Consider the following 18,756-nt stretch of genomic DNA (forward strand, 5'->3'; position numbering starts at 1 on the left):
ATCTGCACAGAGCTGCTATTGATGCCAAGCGCAGCGAATAACCGCTTCCCGTCCTAAGTGGCAAAAAGAAACGTCCGTTTTTGTACGGAATGCGCTGTGCTGCATGAGCGAGTTTTGCTTACTCCATGAAAGTCCGCTCAGGGCTCGAAGCAGAGAAGCCTTAAGTCGCCTCCAAGCCGAAAAAAGATCAAAGCTGCTATTTCTCTGGGTTTAGTCAAGCTATTCTCTTCTCGGTTATGTCGATTTTCTAGCAGTCTTACGGCGTATTTCTGCCGCAAGATTATCAGCCTCTGTCAGCAGTCGGAAAACCTCTTTCCGCACTGCGTGAAATCGATCTGACTCAGCCGGTGCCGACAATTGAATGTCTTGCATTGTAATCGGTGCAGCAGCTTCACTATCAAGGAACTTTTCCATACGTGCGATACGTTCTCCTTTGTCGCTTGGATCTTGCTGGTCTAAAAACACGCGCCAGTGCTTCTTGCCTTTACTCTCGTTGCACGAGCGGCAGCACGGCACCAAATTTCTAATTTGGTGGCCATAGCCTGAGTACTCTCCGTCCAATACTAAATTGAAAACATGGTCCCATGTCGCAGCGTCTGCTCCACAATATGTGCATTCAAGATCAGCTTCGGGATCTTGCCCAAGATCGCGAAGGGCTACAGCAACCGCTTCGCTAGAGTATGTGTCGAATGATGCAATCGCAGATGCAAATGCGCCTGAGAATGTACTTTTTCGGGCCATAATCCTTGAGGCTTTGAGATATTTCTTATTTTTATCCGCCTTCATGTCGTTCCCAAATCTCAACACGTTTAACTATAGATTGTTGGTACCAAAGCACGATTGTTCAAAAAGTTTCAATGATTTGAATGCAGTTTCTTGCAAATCAAATTCTGTCGCCATCCTCACCCAACAATCGAGCTTCGGCTGTACCTGTTCGCCCCCCGACGTGTATGGCGCGCGCTTCACAGCGCAGGGTTCCGAGGTCGGGGCGAATTGGGGTACGAACTCGAGGCCTGTTAGCTGACGACAAGGGGCAGTCGCGTCAACGCGTTCGTTCCCAGGTCCAGATCGCGTAATCCAGTTGCCGAGGACTCCAGGCGAAACCGCGCTCAGCCAGATTGGGAACCGCATTCTGCAATATTGATCTGGCAAACTCCGGGGTGACACGCTCGGGTTTCGTGTTCACCGCCTTAGCGATGTAGCGCTGAACCATCCGGTCCGGTTTGATCAGGTTGTCATTGCCCGCGAGCATCCGAAAGTAGTCGAATGAAATCCCGCTTCCCTGACCCGGAATGCCGCGGACCTGCTTTTCGACCGTTGTTAGCCGGGTATCGGTCAAGTCCCCGAAATCTTCGATCCTGATTTTCTTCAACGCTGCAGCAAACTGACGAACCGCTTCCGCTTTCAGAATGCCCGAGCGGGTGGATGTGCGTTGCCTGTTGCCGAAGAGGGTGCCAGCCATCTGCTCCGGAGTCACGCCATCAAACAGCGCCAGAAACTCACTGATGGTGTGCTCGCCGGTTGAGCGAGGCGCATTCGGCGCCAACGACATCGTCCAGCCCTGGCGTTCGCAAAACCGGGCCACCGTGTTTGCGGTAGAGGTGTATGTGACGCCAATCGAAAACACCGCATCAATTACACATAGCGGCAGGGAGGCGTAGAAGAACTCCCCGGGCAGGGGCAACGGTTTCAGCCCGGTTTTGATGATGTGGTCCGCGAGCTGTTTTGCCTGTCCTTCAATTGTCGCTCGAAGTTCGCCGGCCGCTGTCTCTGAAATCAACATATCAATTCCTTTTGTCGTCGATCAGTGACATCGACAAATGCTCGCTGCAAAATGGAAGTCAACACAAAATGTCACTGATCGTCTGTAGACGGATTGGCGACATCCCGGGCCATTGGGCTACATGGATGTTCGGGATCGTCTTAGTGGAAACATGCGGCGTCTGCGCCGGTCGAAAGACTGGTCGCAGGAAGAACTTGCGCATCAGTCCGGCATCCACAGAACCTACATCAGTGATCTCGAACGCGGCGCCAGAAATCCTACGATTGAAGTGGTGGACAAGATTGCCGTGGCGCTTGGTGTACCCTGTGGAGAGTTGCTGGACTAATCAATGTTGCCGGAGGGCTCCGTGGCTTTCTTTTGGGTGCAGGCTGGTGCCGTTTCGGGGCTTGTCCAGTGCCTTGATTCCTCTGGGAAATTTGAAGACACGGCGTTTAAACGCTTAGTATTATTGAATAAATTTTCCTTCAGATGTCAGAAATTTCTTGCCGCACGTGGGGTGAATCTGTAAGTACGATGCTGCTAAATGATTGCGAAGTGAGAAGGTTCGGAGGTCTTCCTCTCTCACGCTGCGCCAGCGGCCCTTCGCACAGGACCTACCGATGTTAGTCCGGCCTCCCATACATCACGTCAACTGCTGTGCTGCTCAGGCGGTACGGTTTTTTGTGTCACGGCTTCGGGCGTGCACGACTATTATGGGAAAGGAGGCCCGATGAAAGAGAATGACGCAAGTCGAAATGCGCTTACGTCGCATCACAGTCTTATCGACAGGCGCTTCAATGTGAATCCAAACTCTCTGGTCGACAATCATCTTCTGTCTGCAAAACCGACGGAAGAAGAGGTGTCCCGGTTTGAGCAATGCTTGAGATCCAGGAGTGTCTTGACGCCGGTTCTTATTGACAACGAAGACAGGATAGTTGCGGGTAGCGGATTGGTAAAAGCCGCGATCCGCCGCGGATGCGATGTCATTTCTGCTTACAGACTTGACGAGTTCAGTGCGGAAGACCTGAAAGTTTATGCAAAATCACTGATCCGTTTTACTGAACTTCTGTGCTTGGATCGTGATCTGTTTCGCGCTGACGCAGAGCAAATTGGTGCGTTGGCCGACATCATAGAATGTGTGGCCAAAAGTCCCTGCGATGCAGGCGATGATCTGACCGTCTGACTGGTTGGAGCGCGGACATCTGCGCTCCGACAACGCAAAGCGAAGTGATCGGTGGAGGGGCCTGCCGATCTTGTGCCGGAAGATTCCGGCCCTTCGCAGGGATCTGTTGATCCGGCCTCATCCTGAAACAGCGCAGACCGGTTCCCCGAACGGGGATCTGATCTCTGTCAGGGCGAGCCGGCTGCGCGCAATTGAAAGGCCCCATAATGGCTGACATTAAATCTCTGCCGGAAGAAACCCGGCTGAAGATCGTCTATCGCAAAACGGATGATCTGATCCCCTATGCCGGCAATGCCCGGACGCACAGTGAAAAGCAGATTGATCAGATCGCAGCGTCGATCCGACAGTTTGGCTTTACCAATCCTGTATTGATCGACGAAAATGGCGGCATCATTGCCGGCCATGGTCGCGTCGCTGCAGCTAAGCGACTTGGCACCGCTGAGGTGCCGACAGTTGAACTGGCGCATTTGTCGGACGCAGAGCGACGTGCCTATGTCATTGCTGACAACAGGCTGGCTGAGCTGGCCGGCTGGGATCGCGACATCCTGAAAATCGAGTTCCAGGCGCTGGAAGAGTCGGAGCTGGATTTTGACCTGGAAATCACCGGCTTTGAAACGGCCGAACTGGATCTGCTGCTGGATGATGATGAAGAAGCAGCGGACCCGGCTGATGAGGTGCCGGAACCTGCTGCAGAGCAGGCATCCACGAGGCCCGGTGATGTCTGGACCCTTGGCACGCACAGACTGATCTGCGGCGATGCACGTGATCCCGAGATATATGCAAGCCTGATGGGTGACGATCGTGCGCGCGCTGTTTTTACGGATCCGCCCTATAACGTCAAAATAGACGGTCATGTCTGTGGTTCCGGAGCCGTGAAACACCGTGAGTTTGCTATGGCTGCCGGTGAGATGGATGCCAGGGCCTTTACAGCCTTCCTGGAAGCGTCGCTCGGCGCCATGGCGGCTGTCAGTATCAATGGTGCCATTCACTTTGTCTGCATGGACTGGCGCCACATGCCGGAGCTGCAGTCAGCCGGATCCAAAACCTATTCAGAGCTGAAAAACCTGATCGTCTGGGCCAAGACCAATGGCGGCATGGGTACGTTTTATCGGTCGAGGCATGAACTGATCTATGTCTGGAAAGTCGGATCCGCTCCCCATCTCAATACTTTTGGCCTTGGTGAGAAAGGTAGATACCGGACGAATGTCTGGGACTATCCCGGTGTGAACAGCTTTGGCGGCAATCAGAAAGATCTGGAACTGCACCCGACGGTTAAGCCAGTGGCGCTGGTGGCGGACGCGATCAGAGATGTCACTCGACGCGGTGATATCGTGCTGGATGGCTTTGGCGGATCCGGCACGACCCTGATAGCTGCGGAGCGCTGTGGCCGAAGAGCCCGCCTGGTGGAACTCGACCCGATCTATTGCGACGTCATCTGTCGCCGATTCATGGCGCAGACAGGGCAGCAAGCTGTTCTGGAGGCTACTGGTGAGACATTCGCTGAGACAGCCGTTCATCGCGCTGAAGAGGCTATGTCTCCTGCCATGGAGGCTGCAGAATGAGTGACCAGACCAAAACTCAGGTGGGCTATATGCGCCCGCCTGAACACAGCCGCTTCAAAAAGGGGAAATCCGGCAATCCAAAAGGCCGGCCCAAAAAGCAGGAAGATATTCTGTCTCTGACGCAAAAAGTGCTGAAGCGCAAAGTAAAGCCAAAGGGTGCAGAGAAACAGATGCCCATAAGCGAAGCCCTGATCCGCAAACTGCGGGAACTTGCTCTGTCCGGTGACCGGCGTGCCATGGACCTGCAGCGGCGTATCCTGGAAGAAGCCGGTGCCGCCCAGGCTGCTGAGTTTGATCCGAAGGAGAAAAAGCAGCGGATCCTGAACGCGCTCCGGAAGATGGGTGTCAATGTCATCGACGATGGAGGTTGAAATGACTGACACTTACGACATCGGTTATGGCAAACCTCCAGAATCCAGCCAGTGGAAGAAAGGTCAGTCCGGCAATCCGAAAGGTCGGCCGAAGACCCGTTCCGATCTGGTTAAAGACGCTGCAGCGATCCTGTCGGAGCCTGTTGCAGCCCGCACACCGGATGGCCGGACTGTGTCGCTGGACGGATATGAAGCTGCCTACCTGGCGCTCTGCAAAAAAGGTCTTAAAGGCGACGTGCCGTCTCTGATCAAAGCAATCAACATCATGCTGGAGGTGCAGCCGGAAATGGATGCCAGAGAAACCCGGGACAAACAGCGCCGTGAAGAGATACTCGCCAGGCTGGAAAAAATGGGTGTAGATGTCAGTGGTGCCAGGCGCGCATCTGCGGATACCAGCTGAATAGTTGCGCCACTGATTTAACGTTCAGACACGACCCGGATCAGGGGCGGCGGTGTTATACCCGTCGCCCCTATCGAACATAGTACCGGTGTATCGATCGGCTATCAGCGATTCTGGCCAGCCAGTCGCTCTATGGCCCGTATGCGGGCGTCAGCGTGGTTCAGCAGGGCCTGAATGGACCGTATCAGCTCTTCGGCCTCTTCCGCACTTATCTGCGGGTGCTGGCCCTTCAGGGCCAGCGAGGCCGCATCCTCCAGATTGCCCGTCAGCTTCGCAAATACAAAACTGAGCTGTTCCCGGGTTGCGTCGTCCATGGCGGCAGTACGGCTCGCCGGGCCATGGAAGTCGAGCGATATCTGCACTACCTTCGGATGTATCGCAAAATCGCGGCGAGCATCCTGATGAACCTTAGGTCCCGACCTGCGTTAACTTCAGATGCATCCCGATGTTTCCAGAATGTTCTTGCTTCGCGGGACTCTGGTCGCCATAGTGACAAAAAAATTCCCCGCGGATATCTGAAGCGCGGGAGCAGAGGGCGAGCAGAATGACCGAATTTGAATTGTTGTTGCAGAAAACCGGCCATTCGGTTTCCGAGGCCGCGGAAATCCTGGGTTATTCGGAAAGTCACATCTACCGCTGGAAACGCGGAGAGGAAACCCCGCGTGAGGGGGTGATGAACCTCTTGCGGATGGAGGCCGAAGCGCGCCAGCCTGATACATCCGGCGCGGCATTTTCGTTCGTCGACCTGTTCGCCGGTATCGGCGGCCTGAGAAAGGCGATGGAGAGCGCAGGCGGGCGCTGCGTATTTACGTCAGAATGGGATAAATATGCTCAACAGACCTACGACGCCAACTTCGCGGATAACCGCCCCATCGCGGGCGACATCACTCAAATCGACGCCGAAGAGATCCCGGAACATGACGTTTTGGTCGCCGGGTTTCCCTGTCAGCCATTTTCCATTGCTGGGGTGTCAAAAAAGAATGCGCTGGGCCGCGCCCATGGCTTTGACGATGAAACGCAGGGCACACTATTCTTCGATGTGCTGCGGATCCTGAAACATCACCGTCCGGCGGCCTTCATGCTGGAAAACGTGAAAAACCTGCGCAGCCACGACAAAGGCCGGACCTTTGAGGTCATCATGCGGAAACTCCGGGATGAGCTGGGCTATTACGTGCCTGACCCCCGGGTGATTGATGCAGCCCATTTCGTGCCCCAACACCGGGAGCGGATCGTTATTGTGGGATTCCGTGAGGAGGTATCGTTCAGCTTTGATGATGTTGCTTTACCGGTCCGGGGCGCGCGCCGGATGCGTGATATCCTGCATCCGGAAAACGGCATTGAAAACCCGGAAGGGCACTACACTCTGGGCAATGACGCGACCGTTAGCGACAAATACACTCTGACCGACAAACTCTGGAAATACCTGCAGGACTATGCCGCGAAACACAAAGCCAAAGGCAACGGGTTTGGCTTTGGTCTGGTGGATGGCGACAGCATCGCCAGAACCCTGTCCGCCCGCTACTACAAGGACGGATCGGAAATCCTCGTGAGCCGGGGTGACGGCAATAATCCCCGCCGTCTGACCCCGCGCGAATGTGCCCGTCTGATGGGCTATCCGGAAGATTTTCGGATCCCGGTTTCTGACACCCAGGCCTATAAGCAGTTTGGGAACTCAGTCGCTGTGCCGGTATTTGCCGAAGTAGCGCGGATTATGGAGCCGCATGTGCGCGCAATCCTGGAAGGGCAGGAGACCGCACCTGTTCGCAAAGCTGGCTGACGTCCACGACCGGCAAACCCGCAGCCGCAACATGGCGGCAATCCGGGGTGCGGATACCAAACCGGAGCTGATCATCCGGCGCGGGCTTCATGCCCGGGGATTCCGCTATCGCCTGCACGGCCGCAAACTGCCGGGGCGGCCGGATCTGGTGCTGCCAAAATATCAGGCCGTGATCTTTGTAAACGGGTGCTTCTGGCATGGTCATCAATGTCCGCTGTTCAAATGGCCAAAAACGCGCGATGAGTTCTGGCGGGACAAGATCGGCGGGAATGTGGCGCGGGATCAGAAAAACCTTGCTGCCCTGCGGGCAGCGGACTGGCGCGTGGCAACCGTGTGGGAATGTGCCCTGAAAGGAAAAGGCAGGCAAAACGTTGCGGATGTGATTGACACGCTCTCGCAATGGTTGTCCTGTGGCGACGCGGAGCTTGATATTGAGGGGCTCCGGTAGCCATTCAGGGAGCAGTATTTGTCCGGGCACGGTTTTCTGTCGAAGTATTTTGTTGGTGCCGGTGCAAAAGTCCTGCGTGGCACGGAAGTTGATCCCAAAGTCTCCCATGGCCATGAGTTCCAGGGCGTTGATGTGTTCCGGGCATTTGTCGGGACCCCGGAAGACCGGGAAAAGATCCCGGTCACCTATATCTGGATCGACGACAGTGGAGATGATCCCATCAGGCTGAACCTGACCGGCTCCTGGTACAACAGCCGGAAGCGGCAACCACACCGGACAGCGGAGTACAGGCTGTACTATCCGGCGGCTTCGGAGCCGGTTGTCTATCGCGCGTCTGCCGGAGACACTCTGTTTCTCTGCATGACCGCTCAGCGCCACGTACTGGCCGTTCTCTGCCCTGCTGGCAGTTCAATTGAACAACAGCTCCTGTGGCTGTTTGGACTGGCTCTCACCGGGGGCTATGAGCTCAGCCAGCGGGACATTGGCAGCGAAGGGGGCAGGGACGTTGATTTTGCCGCCCGGATCATTCTGGATGCGTTGGGTATTGAGCAAGAGGACGCCGAACCGCCTGCCTTCGAGCGGCTCGTTCGCATGTTTGGTCTGGCGTTCCCGTCGACTGCGAAATTCTCGAAATTCGCGCGTGACAGCCTGTCCGGTATTGATCCCGTCGGGTCTCCGGACGAGGCCCTGCTGGCCTGGATGGAGCATGAAGAAGCACTGTTCCGTTACATGGAACGCGAGATCGTCGCGGACCGGTTAAAGACAGGGTTCTTTGATGACAGCGGTGCTGATGTGGAGGGTTTTCTGAAGTTCTCGCTAGGTGTGCAGAACCGTCGCAAGTCACGAGCCGGATATGCATTTGGCCATCATACCGAGGCCATTCTTCAAGCTCACAACCTGCGCTACAAACGTGAAGCCACGACTGAAAAACGCAACGCAGCTGACTTCCTGTTTCCGGGCGAAGAGGAGTATGCAAACACCAGCTATCCGGTAAGTGGTCTCACGATGCTTGGAGTGAAAACGACCTGCAAAGACCGATGGCGCCAGGTTCTGGCCGAAGCCAACCGGATTTCTGAGAAACATCTTCTGACGCTTGAGCCTGCAATTTCCCGTGCTCAAACAACAGAAATGCAGGCTCAGAACCTGCGCCTTGTTTTGCCGCAAGGGTTGCACGGGACATATCACGCGGACCAGCAGCCCTGGTTGCTGAGTGTCACTAACTTTCTCGAACTGGTTCGGGAGCGCGGTTCCGGAGATGTGTTGCTATGACGGATTCACCGGTAGTGCTCTATGCCGGGCGCACGAGGGATAAGCGGGGACTCGCATCTCCCTTTTAGACCTCTCGCCTACATGCCTTCCGGCCCTTTGCCGCCATTCATCTGGCAAAGCCACTGCTGCGGTGCGGCCCGCATTGCGGACAATCATTGGACCAAAATACTTACTTCGTTTAAGTCGATCCAACGGTTGAACGGAAGTGAGGCAATGCCCACTTTTAGTAGTGCACCGTAGTAATATAAGGGGCATTTAGTGATTGAGGCTGCGCAAAATTTGTTTTTGTCAAACCCGTTAGAGTTCTACACGGCAGTGGTTGCGACTTTAGGGGTCGCCTTCTGGTTTCTAGATCGACGGTCTATGAAGGCTGCGCTCGAAGCGACCCGGGGCACCGAAATCAACTCTTTACGCATAGAACGTCAAAAGACTGAAGCAAATGTCGAGAAGAGCTTCGCCGAGTTGCAAATGAAGTGCCAATTCGCTCGGGATTCATGGCGTGACCACGAATGGCGAAATGGGCCACAACTTCGCGATCCACTACACGTTTCTGAAGAGCAAAGGGAGATACAGAGGATTGAACTCGCGGCAAGATCACAATTAGACCGCCTAAAAGAATCGGCACCATCACCCGAAAGCTATGAAATTGCTGAGCTAGAAGCATACTTCTCGGCTGCCAACCGTGCATCGCTACAATTTGCAAAACTTACTTCGCAACTACCTGTTCCCAAGCGCCTTTTTCAATGACAGCCCAAAACCGCCTTTCAATAGCAGATTCCGATGCTGCGGTAGCAGCCCGAATTGTTGACGTTCGCTGCGGTCGCGGATTCCCGTTGCAATCGAATTCACATATCCACAGTCAAATTCAATGCGAGAGATCCCTACGATCATATTCCTTAACCACATTGTAGTTTTCAATGTTGAGGGGAAACGCTTTTGCGTCTCCGCTGCCGGGCCTAATTCGCCAATGATCCAAAAGATAGGGCACCATTGCCTTGCGGGCGCACATCTGCAGCACATAAGCACCGCCTTCCTGTACCATTCCAAATTCACGAGCTGTTACATTGGCCTGACTTGGTGAGAGATGGTCATCTACAACGAATCTGATATCAATTCGGTCATGCCAAAGGTGGTCTCTGACCAAAGAGTGATCTTCGCTCGAAACTGTTGAACGAAGAATTCGACCAATTGCAAAATCTCTATATTCGTTGTGTCGTTCGTCCCACCCTCTCGCGAGCCAACGATGCCCTGAAAAAATTAACGCATGAGGCCAAAATACTCGAGAAACGGCTTTCGGACTATTCATAGATTGATATTCAATAAGAATGGCACTCGCTGAAGTAATCGCGCGCAGAACATCTGCAAGCACGTCGCCTGGAACACCCGAAGGGAGGGCTTGCAACGCTTCGAAGGTCACCGAAAAACCTATAGCTCGTTTGCGTTCTTGCAGCGGTAAGGCCGCTGTTGATGCGATCATGCTGAGCATATCGGCAGCCTCGTCTTCACAGAGAACAGGTCGGAATGATGAACTAGGCCTATAGCATTTCATGCTTAGATCGTACTCAAGATTGTCAGGTGCAAGCTCGCGATAGACGTGAAAATCTTGAGATACGTGACCCATGCTAACATCGAATGTAGTGGAGATTGCTCGGCGACTTACTCTTCCAGTCCACATCAAGGCACGCTCGATAAACACCAACCTACTCTGCTGCGCTGAAGAAGGTGGATCGCCAGACTTCTTTGGCGGCCTTCCTCGACGCTTCGATGGAAGCTGTCTATTTTTCGCGTCCTCATACATATTTTTATAATGACCTTCTTTTTAAAATATGTCATCTATATAAAATGAGATATCGCCTAAGGTGCATCGTTTCGCCAGTATGGAGCAGATGAAAGAAGAAGGTGAAATTACTGGACCCTGGGTGTCAGAGCTAGGCTACGACCAGCTACCGGACTCGTTTATCTCGTCCGGATCTGCAAGCGTAGACTTGCATCCGTTCGCTCCAGAGCTTCGAGCGATCTTTGGTCCAGAAAAGGGCGCTGCAGGAGACGCTGTTTTCTGTATCGATAACGTACCGACGGTTTGCCTAGTTGATCAGCTTCGGCTTGCATCAGATCCTGATGTGCGAAGATCTGAGATTCGCAGTTTTTGCGAACGCCTTTGGAACCAAAACCTCGCACGTGTATTGTTGGTAACCAGCGTTGACCGGCTTGAGGTTTGGTCAGTGGACAATCCTGAAGCTGATCCCACCGTTTATTCGTTGGAAGAAAGACATCAAGCAGAAAAATCGTGGTCAATGTCCGGCTTGGTAGGTGGAGAAGCGTTGCGTGGTCGCGACGGATGGTTCGATCCACAAAAACGCGTCGATAAAATTCTACTGGACAACATACTTGTTTTGGTTGGCAAATTGGCCTTGAACGGCCTTGAGGCAACTCAAGCTCGCCGTCTGATCGCAAGACTGATTTTCATCACCTACCTAGAGGATAGAGGAATCGTCGGTGCCGCATACCGAATAAGTCGTAAAGTGCGTCCGTTATTTGACCTAGTGCGCGAGCGCGATCGTAAAGGGCTCCGGAGACTTATTAACGTCCTTCGAAAAGATTTTAATGGAGACTTTCTCACAAGTGCCGATAGTGAAACCGGCTGGGAGAACTTGAGCGACGCTTCGTTCTCTTGGTTGGAACAGTTTCTCAATCGCACAACTCTGCGTACCGGCCAGACCAGTTTTTGGCGCTACGATTTCAGTCAGATACCAATTGAGTTAATCGCTGGAATCTACGAGACGTTCTTGTCCTCTCGGGATAGCCATTTGGAAGATAAGCCTTCGAACGGCGCCAAGCGAGATCAAGGTGCATATTACACCCCGCGTTTGCTTGCCGATTGGGTTGTTGACTTAGCTTTGGACGGTCGCGATATCCTATCTGAGAAGATTTTTGACGGGGCATGTGGCTCTGGCATGCTGCTAACCGCGGCCTTTAGGCGAGTAATTCGCGCCTATGAGATTCAGGCGGTGTCCAGTGGTCGAGAGCCAGTTGCAGATTTCGCAACGCGGCGGAAGCTCCTACTTGATCAAATCCATGGTGGGGACATCGATGAAGACGCTTGTCAGCTTACTGCATTCAGCCTTTATCTGGCTTTACTTTCGGATCTGAATCCGCGGGACCTCGTGGAGCTGAGAAACGGTGGACACCAGCTTCCAACCCTGACGGTGAATATTCGCCGTGGAACCCAGGGGGATTTCTTCAGCGAGGCAAGTGAAAGAGAAAATAGTGGGAAGTTCGACGTTTTCCTGTCGAACCCACCTTGGCGCAAGTTGCGAGCTCAAGAACCAGCTGCGAAGGACATAGAAGACTGGCGTTCTCGCCAAGCCGAACCGCTCCCTCATATTCCAAAACGTCAAATTGCTGCGGCCTTTGCATTAGCGGCCGCAGACACGCTCGGGTCAAACGGACGGGTCGCTTTGATTTTACCGGTTACACCATTTGTTTCAGGTGACCCCACCCAGCGAGATTTTCGCGCGCATATTCTCGGGCGATACTCGGTTGAAAAGATTATTAACTTCTCTGATATGCGGCGCCTTATCTTTGCCGATGCCGTCCACCCATTTGTGGTGCTGATTGCGACAGTTCGTCCACAAAAAGAAAGGTTTAGAAGCATAGAAGCAGAGCGGTTTGAGTACTGGACACCGAAGACTGACATATCACTCGCATTCGGGCGGCTTACAGTGCACGGAGGTGACCGCAACACGTTGCCTTCGAGTTCATTGATCACGGACGAAGCACAGCTTGCGACCCGATATTGGGGATCGGATGCAGACATCAACTTGCTTAAACGTCTAGTTCGCAGAGGAAGAATCCGTGAGCTCCTGAAAGTCGGTTGGATTGATGCAAAGGGTTTTCATGCGAAAGACGAGGACCGAAGACGATCTCCTGATACTTGGTACATCGACGTTCCGAAGTGGATGGCAGAAGAACCCTTTCTAAATGCGAAGGCATTGCCGAGGGATTTGCCGATTGTACCGAAGAGGAGCCTTACTTCATTTCCTTTTGATCGAATTGCTCGTGTTCCTTCAGATCATGACAGGCTATTTGATGGTCCACGTGTTCTGTGGACTGATGGTACGCACCCGAACGATGGTGTGAAAGCGATCTACGCTGAACGGCCATTTTCTTTTCAACATTCTCTCGCGGTTCTAGCGGCTCCAAACACGGAAATAGGTCGACTATCAGCCAGATTTTTGACTGCCTATCTCCGTTCTCCTATGGGAGTTTGGTTGCTATTGCTGCTCAGCGGTAGCGTTGCTTCGGAACGACCAAAATTGCACATCCGGGAAGCACTTGATTGGCCGTTCTGGACTTTAGAGAACCACCCAAACCCGGAAGAGGCTATCTCCATTCTTTCGGAAGTAGATCAACATGTAACAAATGTCGAAAACTCGAATGAGCTTGAGCAACCAAGAGTTTGGCAACAAATTCAACCCAAGGTTAATCAACTTGTTTATTCGTACTTTCATCTGACTAACGATGAAGTTGCAATAATTGAAGAACTTGCTAATTTTGCTGGTCCAGCATTGCAGCCGACGAGTTTAAGGCACGGTGCTTTGCGAAAGCCGCTCCGAGAAGCTCCGGCGACGGAGTTGATGCAAAGTTATGCTAGCACGTTGGCAAAAACGCTTTTACAGTGGCGCGATGCGACAGGAGGAGAAGGATCCATCCAAGTTGCAACTTGGACAGGTCGCCGTGTTCCTGTCGGCGCGGCGGTATTGACGCTAGGCGACCAGTTAAACCCAGATAGATTCGACGATGACTCAATAATCGGGATACTTGACCGTGCCCTTGAGAACGTGGTTGGCAATTCAAAAGATGCGCTCATTACAGTGCCAGACGTTGTTGTAATTGACGGTCAGAGGATATTTTTAGTGAAGCCGCTAATCGCTCGGTTTTGGATGCGTCGATGCGCGATAGAAGATGGTAATCAATTGGCACTGCAACTGCAGGAACTTTCAAGAAAGCGAATGCCCGCGTGAGTAGTGTAGAGGAGAAGTCTCCTTGGGCCTATTTTGTAAAGCGGCCGCCAACTTCCGAAATTCTTGACTACTTGCTCGCGCAATGGCGTGAGTACGAAGCGTTCTATTCGGGAGTTGGGCAGCCATTTGAAAGCCGTACCGAACCTGAGTTGACAGAAGGTCTCGGTGCCTATCTGGCTCAAAAGTATGACGACGGTACACAGCCTTTTGATGGCGAGTTCTTTGCCGAACTATCCCGCGTCGACTTAGCGCCTGATGGAAAAAGGCGGATAATTGGGCGCTCGGACATTGAGTGGAGGCTACATGGATTGCCGAATTTTGTAGTTGAATTTAAGGTAATTGGTAGAGGGCGCCCGGCGAAGGCCTACGTCACCGACGGTATGACCCGGTTTGTTGATGGACGCTATGGGCATCGATCGACAGAAGGCGCAATGTGGGCTTTTTTTCGACCTGGATCAAATGAATCTTGGGATGACTTGGAAGCAATCATAGACAAGCATCACGAGATGTTGCGTTGTCAATTAGAGAGCGGATCGCACCGAATTGCCCCATCTGCGATTGCCCCCGTGGCTGCAAATTTTGACTCGATCCACGATCGCACTCCAATAGCGCCCACTATTAGACTGGCGCATGTATTCGTGAACATCTCTAGTGTATTACCTGAGAAGCAAGAAACCAGCTAAGCTAGTGTGCAAGTCGCAGAATCTCTCCTTGCCGTCCTGGTTCATGCAGCGAGTCTCCGCATCCCCTTCGTCGCCCAATCAGTAATACCTTCGGAGCAACAGTACGCCGAATTTCTGCGGTAAGATCGCAGATCAACCAGTACGCTTTGAACTTCAGCGTTTTGTAGATGGAAGGTCTTCAGAACGAGTCATCTGCTTCATTCTGTTTGAAGCCAAATTGACCATTTTCCAACGGTGGGAAGTCTTGCATGTCGTCCGTGAAAGTGATCTGACCGCCGCGTTACAGCAGAATTTTTGAAATAACCTTTTGTTCCAAGTGGAGTACTGGGCTTGATCTTTGCTCATATTGATAGGCGCCGCTTCAACGCGCTTGCGGGTTATGCCCGACATCCGAAGATCACCTTAATCACCAGAGAACTCGATTGGTTTGCGGACTCACAAGAGCGCATTTTGGGATTGCTCTCTTGGGATCGGATTGACGACGATTATGGTTGGGTCGTATTCGGCAGAGATGCAGCGTCGCGGTTTCGCGCAGTCAATGTCAACACTTCGTACCCAACATCAGATGATGCCTATGAAGCACTTATGGCAGCCATGCGTGATGCGTTGGATCAGCCACCAGAGGCGTTCTACCAAGGTGATGAACAAGGACCTGGCGTAGATTTTTTTCGACCGGCAGTAGACGCGACTCGTTTTCATCCTTCGTTCAAAATGCTGTTGGAAGACCCACGCTATTCGCCTGCTAAAGAATTCATCTCCAACATGATGCGATTTCACGAGGACGTCGATGGTAACTTCGTTCAGAAGTTTCAGACTGCTGGTTGGGATGCCTTACTTTGGGAACTCTATCTGTTCGCAACATTCACGGAATTAGGCTTCGTGAGGCAGGCAGAAGCGCCGACCCCGGATTTTGTATTGCGGGGAAACTTGGGTAGTTTTGCTGTGGAAGCGACAAGTGTGAACCCTTCTTCATCTGGCCCCCAAGAGGTCCCGGCCAATGCAGAGATGTTCAAGCCGTATCTTGAGAATTACATCCCTATTCGACTATCGTCAGCACTTCGCAACAAATTGAATCATCGACCACGATATTGGGAACAACCGGCAGCAAAGGACCTGCCATTCTGTATCGCCGTCCAAGACTTTCATCTCCACGGGACCATGCGATTTATTGTGCCTGCTGCCACGGAATATGTCTTTGGTGTGCGGCATTGGTTAGAGAATGGCGAACGCAAGATTGCTCAGATCGGGTCACATCGCTTTGGCAAGAAGCGTACGAAATCGGGCTTCTTCAATCTCGAGAACGCGGAGCATGTTAGTGCAGTTATCATCAATCCCCAGGGTACTATCACTAAATTCAACCGGCTGGGTCATGCAGCAGGTTTTGGCGACCCGAGAGTGAAATTGGTGCGGACAGGCATGCAAAGGAATGACTTGGATACAGAAAACCCTTACCCGACGCCATTTTCTGAAAAGGTTGGACCTACTTCAACCGAAACCTGGGTCGAAGGCATGGTGGTTCTTCATAATCCGCGCGCGCTTGTCCCGCTTGATCCAGACCTACTGCCCGGAGCGGCACATGAGTTTCTCCAACCTGACGGCAGCATTATGTCTTTGCTACCAGAGTTCCATCCTTTGTTCTCTCAAACGCATATTTCATTCTAGAATAGGAAATTCATAGCGCATGTACTCCAATTGGACAGGTCGGCGCCTCACTTTCAATTGGTCGAAAAATTGGCATCCTGAAAGTCCGCTTCCAAACTGTTGCAGGGCGTTGTCAGCACTCGCGGCGAAGGACTGCTTCTCGCCCATGTTACCTTAAACAACTGGACTTTGGGCTGTTTGGAAGCGGTACTCAAATCGTCAAGATTCGCCCGGAACAGCCGGGCTCCACTCAGTACAGGGCGCAGGATCAGTCTGTGTCTGCAAAGTGGAGATAACGATGACAATTGCATCCAGAACGAAAACCAAAACGTCACCTGTCAAAATGGCCCAGAGCAGCCCGACGCGTCAGCAACAGTTACAGAAACTGCTGTCCCGTAAGGCTGGTGCTACAGTTGCGCAGATTCAGAACGCCTTTGGCTGGCAACCGCATTCTGCGCGCGCAGCGATTTCGATGATGCGCAAGGCGGGACATACTGTTGAGCGATCAGGATCTGACAAAGGTACAGTCTACCGGATCGTGAAGGGGGTGTGATCGTCATGGATGCTGCTCGCGCGGATCGTGATCTTGTGAAGGAATTCTATGACATTGAACACCTGGATCGCCCCGGCTGTCTTGACCGATGGCGGGAATTGTTTGGCCGACCGCCGCCAAAATACCTGTCCCCTCGGTTCATGAAGAGAGTACTGATCTGGGAGCAGCAGAACCGGGAACTGGGCGGGTCGTCTGTGAAAACAGAGCGTCGACTGCAGCAAATCGCGTTGGGAAAAACACCGCCGCCTGCTCTGAAACCGGGGTCACATCTGGTGCGGGAATGGAACGGACGCACCTATCAGATTGAAGTAGTCGAGGGCGGGTTCGTCATGGACGGTAAGATGTGGCGTTCTCTGTCAGCCATCGCAAAGCACATCACCGGGGCACACTGGTCAGGCCCGCGCTTCTTCGGGGTTCAGTGATGCGACGTATCCGCTGCGCCATATACACTCGGAAAAGCTCAGAGGAGGGGCTGGAGCAGGATTTCAACTCACTGGATGCCCAGCGGGAAGCTTGCGAAGCATATATTGCCAGCCAGAAACACGAAGGCTGGGAGTTACTTCCGGACCACTATGACGATGGCGGTATCTCGGGCGGTCATCTTGACCGCCCGGCGCTGCAGCGGCTGATGCAGGCCGTAGATGATAGTCGTGTCGATCAGATTGTTGTCTATAAGATTGATCGGCTGACGCGCTCGCTTGCTGACTTCGCAAAGCTGGTCGAACGCCTTGATGCGGCAGACGCGTCTTTCGTGTCCGTTACCCAGTCCTTCAATACGTCTACCAGTATGGGGCGCCTGACACTTAACGTGTTGCTCAGCTTCGCTCAGTTCGAACGGGAAGTCACGGCTGAACGTATCCGGGACAAAATCGCAGCCTCTAAACGCAAGGGCCTGTGGATGGGCGGGAATGTTCCGCTCGGGTATCAGGCTGACGGCCGGACGCTCAAAATCGACGAAGAGGAATCGGCAACAATAAGAGCGCTCTACGAACTCTATCTGGAGCATCAAACCATTCTTGATGTCAAAGAGCGGGCGGAGGCACTGGGGCTCCGGTCCCGGCGCCGGGAACGCCCGGGCGGACGCGTGACAGGCGGTAAGTTTTTTGACCGCGGACACATTCATCATTTGCTCAGCAATCCGATCTATGCCGGCCGTATCCGACATAAAGGACAGGTCTTTGAGGGGCAGCACCCTGCTATTATCGACCCGGAAGTCTGGAGCCACGTGCAACAGCTACTTACAGATGGTGCGGCCAGGGAGCGTGGAGTAAAGCAGAAGGCAAAGCAGTCCCTGCTGGCCGGAAAACTCTTTGACGAGACCGGAGATCGGCTGACACCCAGTCATAGTCGCAAAAATGGGAAGCGTTTGCATTACTACATCTCCGGGCGACTGGTGACTGATCGCAGTCAGAAGCATCCGGATGCGTGGCGGCTGCCTGCAGAACAGCTTGAAAACCTTCTGGCCGAAGTGGCAAGACAACATCTGAGCCGACCGAACGCCGTGACATCAATGGCGCGGGATATGTCAGCGGCCGAGATTGCTTCAGCAACGGAGCTTCTCAGAGATTGCCAGTCCGTCAGGAAATGCCTTGGCCTGATTGCGCGGGCAGATATACGACAGGGGTCAATGAGGGTGCAACTGGACCTCCAGGCACTGGCCCGGATGATCGAGTGCAGGGCGGATCAGGTCGATGCCGAAGAACTAACGATAGAAGCGCCATTCCGGACGCGCCGTAGAGGCGTGGAGCTGAAACTGCACCTGGGCGATGCACCTCCTGAGATCGATCAGACACTTGTTCGCAACATTATCAAGGCACGCCACTGGCTGGCGATGATTGTAGATGGCAGAACGTTCTCAGAAATCGCTGAATCGGAAGGCACTTCCAAACGCCGGGTGCAGGATGTTGTCGACCTGGCAATGCTGGCGCCTGATGTTCTGGATGCCATCGCTGCAGGCGAACAGCCTGACGGCCTGACCACGGATTACCTGATCAAGTCGGGCTTTCCGGCGATCTGGTCAGATCAGCACAAGCAGTTCGCTGCGCTCTGATCTAAAGACCCTCCCAAATTCACCAAACTCGTA

General features: G+C 53.3%; 19 protein-coding genes. 15 read left to right on the forward strand and 4 right to left on the reverse strand.

The window, feature by feature from the left end; genetic code table 11:
• Positions 1–234: 234 nt before the first annotated feature.
• Together ACR0FG_RS08895 and ACR0FG_RS08900 are read right to left on the reverse strand one after the other, a co-directional pair.
• The gene (locus ACR0FG_RS08895) at positions 235–786 is read right to left on the reverse strand and encodes an HNH endonuclease (RefSeq protein ID WP_480892143.1); all 552 of its coding nucleotides are present in this window, start codon (positions 784–786) and stop codon (positions 235–237) included.
• Between the two features lie 256 nt (positions 787–1,042).
• On the reverse strand, positions 1,043–1,783 hold the full coding sequence (locus tag ACR0FG_RS08900; RefSeq protein WP_480892145.1) for a hypothetical protein: 741 nt from the start codon (positions 1,781–1,783) through the stop codon (positions 1,043–1,045).
• A 151-nt stretch (positions 1,784–1,934) separates the two neighbouring features.
• Between ACR0FG_RS08900 and ACR0FG_RS08905 the strand changes: the two genes are divergently transcribed.
• The 5 genes from ACR0FG_RS08905 to ACR0FG_RS08925 all read left to right on the forward strand — a co-directional run bounded on the left by ACR0FG_RS08905 (position 1,935) and on the right by ACR0FG_RS08925 (position 5,278).
• Entirely contained in the window at positions 1,935–2,108 is a 174-nt protein-coding gene (locus tag ACR0FG_RS08905) for a helix-turn-helix domain-containing protein (RefSeq protein ID WP_480892148.1), read from the forward strand.
• A 384-nt stretch (positions 2,109–2,492) separates the two neighbouring features.
• Positions 2,493–2,945 carry a ParB N-terminal domain-containing protein gene (locus tag ACR0FG_RS08910; protein ID WP_480892150.1) on the forward strand — a complete coding sequence of 151 codons (453 nt, stop codon included), beginning with the start codon at positions 2,493–2,495 and terminating at the stop codon, positions 2,943–2,945.
• Between the two features lie 206 nt (positions 2,946–3,151).
• On the forward strand, positions 3,152–4,507 hold the full coding sequence (locus ACR0FG_RS08915; RefSeq protein WP_480892152.1) for a site-specific DNA-methyltransferase: 1,356 nt from the start codon (positions 3,152–3,154) through the stop codon (positions 4,505–4,507).
• Between the two features lie 29 nt (positions 4,508–4,536).
• Complete coding sequence (locus ACR0FG_RS08920) at positions 4,537–4,878, forward strand: DUF5681 domain-containing protein (protein WP_480892155.1); 342 nt, start codon at positions 4,537–4,539, stop codon at positions 4,876–4,878.
• Between the two features lies 1 nt (position 4,879).
• Positions 4,880–5,278: a DUF5681 domain-containing protein gene (locus tag ACR0FG_RS08925; RefSeq protein ID WP_480892156.1), complete on the forward strand. Its 399-nt coding sequence runs from the start codon at positions 4,880–4,882 to the stop codon at positions 5,276–5,278.
• Between the two features lie 104 nt (positions 5,279–5,382).
• Here the strand turns inward: ACR0FG_RS08925 and ACR0FG_RS08930 are convergent, their stop codons facing one another.
• A complete protein-coding gene (locus tag ACR0FG_RS08930) occupies positions 5,383–5,592 on the reverse strand; it encodes a hypothetical protein (RefSeq protein WP_480892158.1) in 210 nt (69 codons plus the stop codon).
• Between the two features lie 230 nt (positions 5,593–5,822).
• Here ACR0FG_RS08930 and dcm point away from each other — a divergent pair, with 230 nt between their 5' ends.
• From dcm to ACR0FG_RS08950, 4 genes are all read left to right on the forward strand, one after another.
• Entirely contained in the window at positions 5,823–7,055 is a 1,233-nt protein-coding gene (dcm, locus tag ACR0FG_RS08935) for a DNA (cytosine-5-)-methyltransferase (RefSeq protein WP_480892159.1), read from the forward strand.
• 31 nt (positions 7,056–7,086) lie between these two features.
• Positions 7,087–7,503 carry a very short patch repair endonuclease gene (locus ACR0FG_RS08940; protein WP_480892161.1) on the forward strand — a complete coding sequence of 139 codons (417 nt, stop codon included), beginning with the start codon at positions 7,087–7,089 and terminating at the stop codon, positions 7,501–7,503.
• 18 nt (positions 7,504–7,521) lie between these two features.
• Positions 7,522–8,772 (forward strand): type II restriction endonuclease, encoded by a 1,251-nt coding sequence (locus ACR0FG_RS08945; RefSeq protein ID WP_480892164.1) that lies wholly within the window; start codon positions 7,522–7,524, stop codon positions 8,770–8,772.
• A gap of 258 nt (positions 8,773–9,030) precedes the next feature.
• The gene (locus ACR0FG_RS08950; protein WP_480892167.1) at positions 9,031–9,519 is read left to right on the forward strand and encodes a hypothetical protein; all 489 of its coding nucleotides are present in this window, start codon (positions 9,031–9,033) and stop codon (positions 9,517–9,519) included.
• Between the two features lie 118 nt (positions 9,520–9,637).
• Here ACR0FG_RS08950 and ACR0FG_RS08955 read toward each other — a convergent pair whose 3' ends face one another.
• Positions 9,638–10,570 (reverse strand): helix-turn-helix transcriptional regulator, encoded by a 933-nt coding sequence (locus ACR0FG_RS08955; RefSeq protein WP_480892169.1) that lies wholly within the window; start codon positions 10,568–10,570, stop codon positions 9,638–9,640.
• Positions 10,571–10,631: 61 nt separating this feature from the next.
• Between ACR0FG_RS08955 and ACR0FG_RS08960 the strand changes: the two genes are divergently transcribed.
• From ACR0FG_RS08960 to ACR0FG_RS08985, 6 genes are all read left to right on the forward strand, one after another.
• Positions 10,632–13,796, forward strand: a complete 3,165-nt coding sequence (locus ACR0FG_RS08960; RefSeq protein WP_480892171.1) for an N-6 DNA methylase — start codon at positions 10,632–10,634, stop codon at positions 13,794–13,796.
• The gene (locus tag ACR0FG_RS08965) at positions 13,793–14,479 is read left to right on the forward strand and encodes a hypothetical protein (RefSeq protein WP_480892174.1); all 687 of its coding nucleotides are present in this window, start codon (positions 13,793–13,795) and stop codon (positions 14,477–14,479) included. Before ACR0FG_RS08960 ends, ACR0FG_RS08965 begins: the two co-directional genes overlap by 4 nt.
• Positions 14,480–14,809: 330 nt before the next feature.
• On the forward strand, positions 14,810–16,141 hold the full coding sequence (locus ACR0FG_RS08970) for a hypothetical protein (RefSeq protein WP_480892177.1): 1,332 nt from the start codon (positions 14,810–14,812) through the stop codon (positions 16,139–16,141).
• Positions 16,142–16,463: 322 nt separating this feature from the next.
• The gene (locus ACR0FG_RS08975) at positions 16,464–16,673 is read left to right on the forward strand and encodes a DUF3489 domain-containing protein (protein ID WP_480892597.1); all 210 of its coding nucleotides are present in this window, start codon (positions 16,464–16,466) and stop codon (positions 16,671–16,673) included.
• 5 nt (positions 16,674–16,678) lie between these two features.
• Positions 16,679–17,095 (forward strand): DUF2924 domain-containing protein, encoded by a 417-nt coding sequence (locus tag ACR0FG_RS08980; protein ID WP_480892180.1) that lies wholly within the window; start codon positions 16,679–16,681, stop codon positions 17,093–17,095.
• A complete protein-coding gene (locus tag ACR0FG_RS08985; RefSeq protein ID WP_480892181.1) occupies positions 17,095–18,723 on the forward strand; it encodes a recombinase family protein in 1,629 nt (542 codons plus the stop codon). The genes ACR0FG_RS08980 and ACR0FG_RS08985 overlap by 1 nt, the downstream gene beginning before the upstream one ends.
• Positions 18,724–18,756 lie beyond the last annotated feature (33 nt).

This window comes from Ruegeria sp. E1 (assembly GCF_056534225.1).

Excerpts from the sequence above, each read along its gene's own strand:
- ACR0FG_RS08895 (WP_480892143.1), bottom strand. The coding sequence starts at position 786 with ATGAAGGCGGATAAAAATAAGAAATATCTCAAAGCCTCAAGGATTATG.
- ACR0FG_RS08900 (WP_480892145.1), bottom strand. The coding sequence starts at position 1,783 with ATGTTGATTTCAGAGACAGCGGCCGGCGAACTTCGAGCGACAATTGAA.
- ACR0FG_RS08905 (WP_480892148.1), top strand. The coding sequence starts at position 1,935 with ATGCGGCGTCTGCGCCGGTCGAAAGACTGGTCGCAGGAAGAACTTGCG.
- ACR0FG_RS08910 (WP_480892150.1), top strand. The coding sequence starts at position 2,493 with ATGAAAGAGAATGACGCAAGTCGAAATGCGCTTACGTCGCATCACAGT.
- ACR0FG_RS08915 (WP_480892152.1), top strand. The coding sequence starts at position 3,152 with ATGGCTGACATTAAATCTCTGCCGGAAGAAACCCGGCTGAAGATCGTC.
- ACR0FG_RS08920 (WP_480892155.1), top strand. The coding sequence starts at position 4,537 with ATGCGCCCGCCTGAACACAGCCGCTTCAAAAAGGGGAAATCCGGCAAT.
- ACR0FG_RS08925 (WP_480892156.1), top strand. The coding sequence starts at position 4,880 with ATGACTGACACTTACGACATCGGTTATGGCAAACCTCCAGAATCCAGC.
- ACR0FG_RS08930 (WP_480892158.1), bottom strand. The coding sequence starts at position 5,592 with ATGGACGACGCAACCCGGGAACAGCTCAGTTTTGTATTTGCGAAGCTG.
- dcm (WP_480892159.1), top strand. The coding sequence starts at position 5,823 with ATGACCGAATTTGAATTGTTGTTGCAGAAAACCGGCCATTCGGTTTCC.
- ACR0FG_RS08940 (WP_480892161.1), top strand. The coding sequence starts at position 7,087 with ATGGCGGCAATCCGGGGTGCGGATACCAAACCGGAGCTGATCATCCGG.
- ACR0FG_RS08955 (WP_480892169.1), bottom strand. The coding sequence starts at position 10,570 with ATGTATGAGGACGCGAAAAATAGACAGCTTCCATCGAAGCGTCGAGGA.
- ACR0FG_RS08975 (WP_480892597.1), top strand. The coding sequence starts at position 16,464 with ATGGCCCAGAGCAGCCCGACGCGTCAGCAACAGTTACAGAAACTGCTG.
- ACR0FG_RS08980 (WP_480892180.1), top strand. The coding sequence starts at position 16,679 with ATGGATGCTGCTCGCGCGGATCGTGATCTTGTGAAGGAATTCTATGAC.
- ACR0FG_RS08985 (WP_480892181.1), top strand. The coding sequence starts at position 17,095 with ATGCGACGTATCCGCTGCGCCATATACACTCGGAAAAGCTCAGAGGAG.